The sequence below is a fragment of the Collinsella sp. WCA1-178-WT-3 (M1) genome (assembly GCF_009696325.1).
GTDB lineage: Bacteria > Actinomycetota > Coriobacteriia > Coriobacteriales > Coriobacteriaceae > Collinsella.
The window spans coordinates 1-2,711 of sequence record NZ_VUME01000023.1 but is presented as its reverse complement, the minus strand read 5'-3'; the positions used below and the strand labels follow the sequence as shown (position 1 = coordinate 2,711).

At 68.8% G+C, this 2,711-nt stretch carries 3 protein-coding genes; all 3 read left to right on the top strand.

The window, feature by feature from the left end; translation table 11 throughout:
- The first annotated feature begins 137 nt into the window (after positions 1–137).
- A complete protein-coding gene (locus FYJ40_RS08795; RefSeq protein WP_154518679.1) occupies positions 138–719 on the top strand; it encodes a transposase in 582 nt (193 codons plus the stop codon).
- Positions 720–827: 108 nt separating this feature from the next.
- Positions 828–2,135 (top strand): IS21 family transposase, encoded by a 1,308-nt coding sequence (gene istA, locus FYJ40_RS08790; protein WP_370450682.1) that lies wholly within the window; start codon positions 828–830, stop codon positions 2,133–2,135.
- A complete protein-coding gene (locus FYJ40_RS08785; RefSeq protein WP_229770746.1) occupies positions 2,132–2,665 on the top strand; it encodes an ATP-binding protein in 534 nt (177 codons plus the stop codon). The genes istA and FYJ40_RS08785 overlap by 4 nt, the downstream gene beginning before the upstream one ends.
- Positions 2,666–2,711 lie beyond the last annotated feature (46 nt).

The following is a 2,711-nucleotide window of genomic DNA, read 5'->3' as shown; positions in this document are numbered from 1 at the left end:
GAGTCCTACCGCGTCCGCCATGCCCTCATGCAGGAGGGCTAGCCGCTCAAAAAGCGTGCGCGCTTCCGATGCTCAGGCTGCTCAATTTCCGATGATCTTTTTGCTCAAATCCTCTTGACGAAACACAGTCGGCCCTCATGGCGCCGATCCCGGCGCTCGAGGTGGTCGTCACCGACGGCGGGAGCGGGTTCGCCAAGGCCGTGCGCGAGACCTGGCCGCGCACCAGGGTCCAGAGGTGCACCTTCCACGCCTTCTCGCAGGTCAAGCGCTACACGACGACGCGGCCGAAGCTCCAGGCGGGGCGCGAGCTCTACCTCATCGCGCGCGACCTCATGGGCATCGAGACGCTGCACCAGGCCGAGCTCTGGGTCGAGCGCTACCTCGACTGGTGCGGGTTCTGGGCCGACTTCCTGGAGGACAGGACCGTGGTGGACGGCAGGAGGGCCTGCACCCACGAGAGGCTGAGGCGGGCGCGCTCGTCGCTGTCGTCGCTGGTGTCGGCGGGGACGCTGTTCACCTACCTCGACCCCGCCCTGGCCAAGGCCGGCCCGCTGCCGTCGACCAACAACATGATCGAGGGAGGGGTGAACTCGCAGCTGAGGGCCGTCCTGCGCAACCACCGGGGGCTGACGTCGGTCAAGCGCGTGAAGGCGGTGTTCTGGTGGTGCCACGCGCACTCGGGGGACGCGATGTTAGCGCCGGGCGATTTTAGCCGCTAATAGTCAAACGATTTTGACCAATCCCGGTCACCGAATAATGGCCACCGTGCCTCCCCGCCGCCACTACGCTGGTGGTGCCAACACGCCGGCGTTAGGAGGACCATTGAGGTGAACGAGAGACACGATGACCTACAGGAAATTATAGACGCGGCGCTCCGGGAGATGGCCGCGGAGGAGGGCGACGGGTTCGACCCGCAGACATGCAACCTCGCTGAGTTCTGCAGGAGGACGGGGCTCACCCGCTCCCGCGCGAGGACGGTCAGGGCCCACGGGTTCAGGGCCCTGCCCCACGGGAACAGCGGGAGGAGGGCCGCGCCGGGCGTGCTCGCCGGCCACACCGGCCTAGTGGACGACCTCCTGCGGAAGGGCGTCACCAACTCGCAGGTGATATTCGAGCGGCTGCTCGGCCAGGGCTACGCCGGCGGCCTCACCACGGTGAAGACCTATATCGCCGCGCACCGGGACCTCGTGCCCGCGAAGAGGCGGCAGGCGGCCCCGCAGGGCTGCCGCGGGCGGCGCTTCAGGACGGCGCCCGGAGAGGCCTACCAGATGGACTGGGGCTTCGTCGCGGTCGAGCGCCCCGGCGGCGAGCGGGCGCGGATCGCCTGCTTCGCCATGGTCTGCCACCATTGCGGGAGCGCCCACGTCGAGTTCTTCCCGAACGCGCGCCAGGAGAACCTCCTCATCGGGATGCTGCACGCGTTCTCGGCGCTGGGCGTGCCCGCGACCGTGCTCACCGACAACATGAAGAGCGTGGTCGTCCGCCGCGATGCCGACGGCCGGCCCGTCTGGCAGGCCGACTACGCCGAGTTCATGGGCGTCGTCGGCTTCCGCACCAGGCTGTGCAGGCCGCGCCACCCCTATACGAAGGGCAAGGTGGAGAGGCTCGTCCGCTTCGTGAAGGGGAACTTCCTCGCGGGAAGGTCCTTCACCGACCTTGACGCCCTCAACCGGGAGGCCGCCCTCTGGTGCGCCGAGCAGGGAGGCCGCTGGCGGCGCGCGGCGGCATGCGTCCCGATGCGCGAGCACGAGGCGGCGTGCTCGGCGAACACCAGGCCGCTCGAGGTCACGGCCGAGGTCGAGCGGTACCTGTGCCCGCGCCGGAAGATCTCCTTCGACGGCTTCGTGAGCTTCGAGGGGCACCGCTACGGCGTGCCCTACTGGTACGTCCGCCGCGAGTGCAGGGTGAGCCGGGAGGGGCGCGTGGTGCACATATACAGCGACGACCTCTCCCGCGAGCTCGTCGCCCACGCCGTCGGCGCCGGCGCCGACAGCTGGTGCGAGGGGCAGTGGGAGACATCACCGGCGCAGCCCGAGGAGCTACCGACCCAGCCGGTGGGGACCGTGGTCGAGCAGATCGCCCCGCCCCGAGCGAAACCCGGTTTCGAGAGGTTCGACTTCGGGAGGGCCGAATGATGGCGGGCGCGGGGGCGAGCCCCTACGAGCTCGCGAGCGACGCCGCGTCGAGGCTCGGGATCGCCGTCGGGGCGGAGGAGCTCGCGACCCTCGCCTCGGACCTCGACCTCGGCGACGGGGAGATGGCCGCCGTGGCAGCCACCTTCTCCTACCTTGCGGAGAAGAGGAGGCTCGCCTCCATCGAGACGCTGCTGAGGCTGAGCAAGCTGCCCAGGCGCGAGCCCAAGACCTTCGAGGGCTTCGACTTCTCCAGGATCCAGGGCCGGGACGCGGCCGCGCTGGGCAAGCTCCCGTCGCTGGCCGACCTCTACGCGCACCGCAACGTCGCCTTCGTCGGGCCCGGCGGCATAGGGAAGACGCACCTCGCGCAGGCCTACGGGCGCGAGTGCTGCATGCGGGGGCTCAAGACCTACTACATAAAGGCGACCGAGCTCAGGGACAGGTTCCAGTGTGTTTCGTCAAGAGGATTTGAGCAAAAAGATCATCGGAAATTGAGCAGCCTGAGCATCGGAAGCGCGCACGCTTTTTGAGCGGCTAGCCCTCCTGCATGAGGGCATGGCGGACGCGGTAGGACTC

Bases quoted from the DNA above. Each gene is read 5' to 3' on its own strand.
- FYJ40_RS08795 (WP_154518679.1), top strand. From the start codon at position 138: ATGGCGCCGATCCCGGCGCTCGAGGTGGTCGTCACCGACGGCGGGAGC.
- FYJ40_RS08785 (WP_229770746.1), top strand. From the start codon at position 2,132: ATGATGGCGGGCGCGGGGGCGAGCCCCTACGAGCTCGCGAGCGACGCC.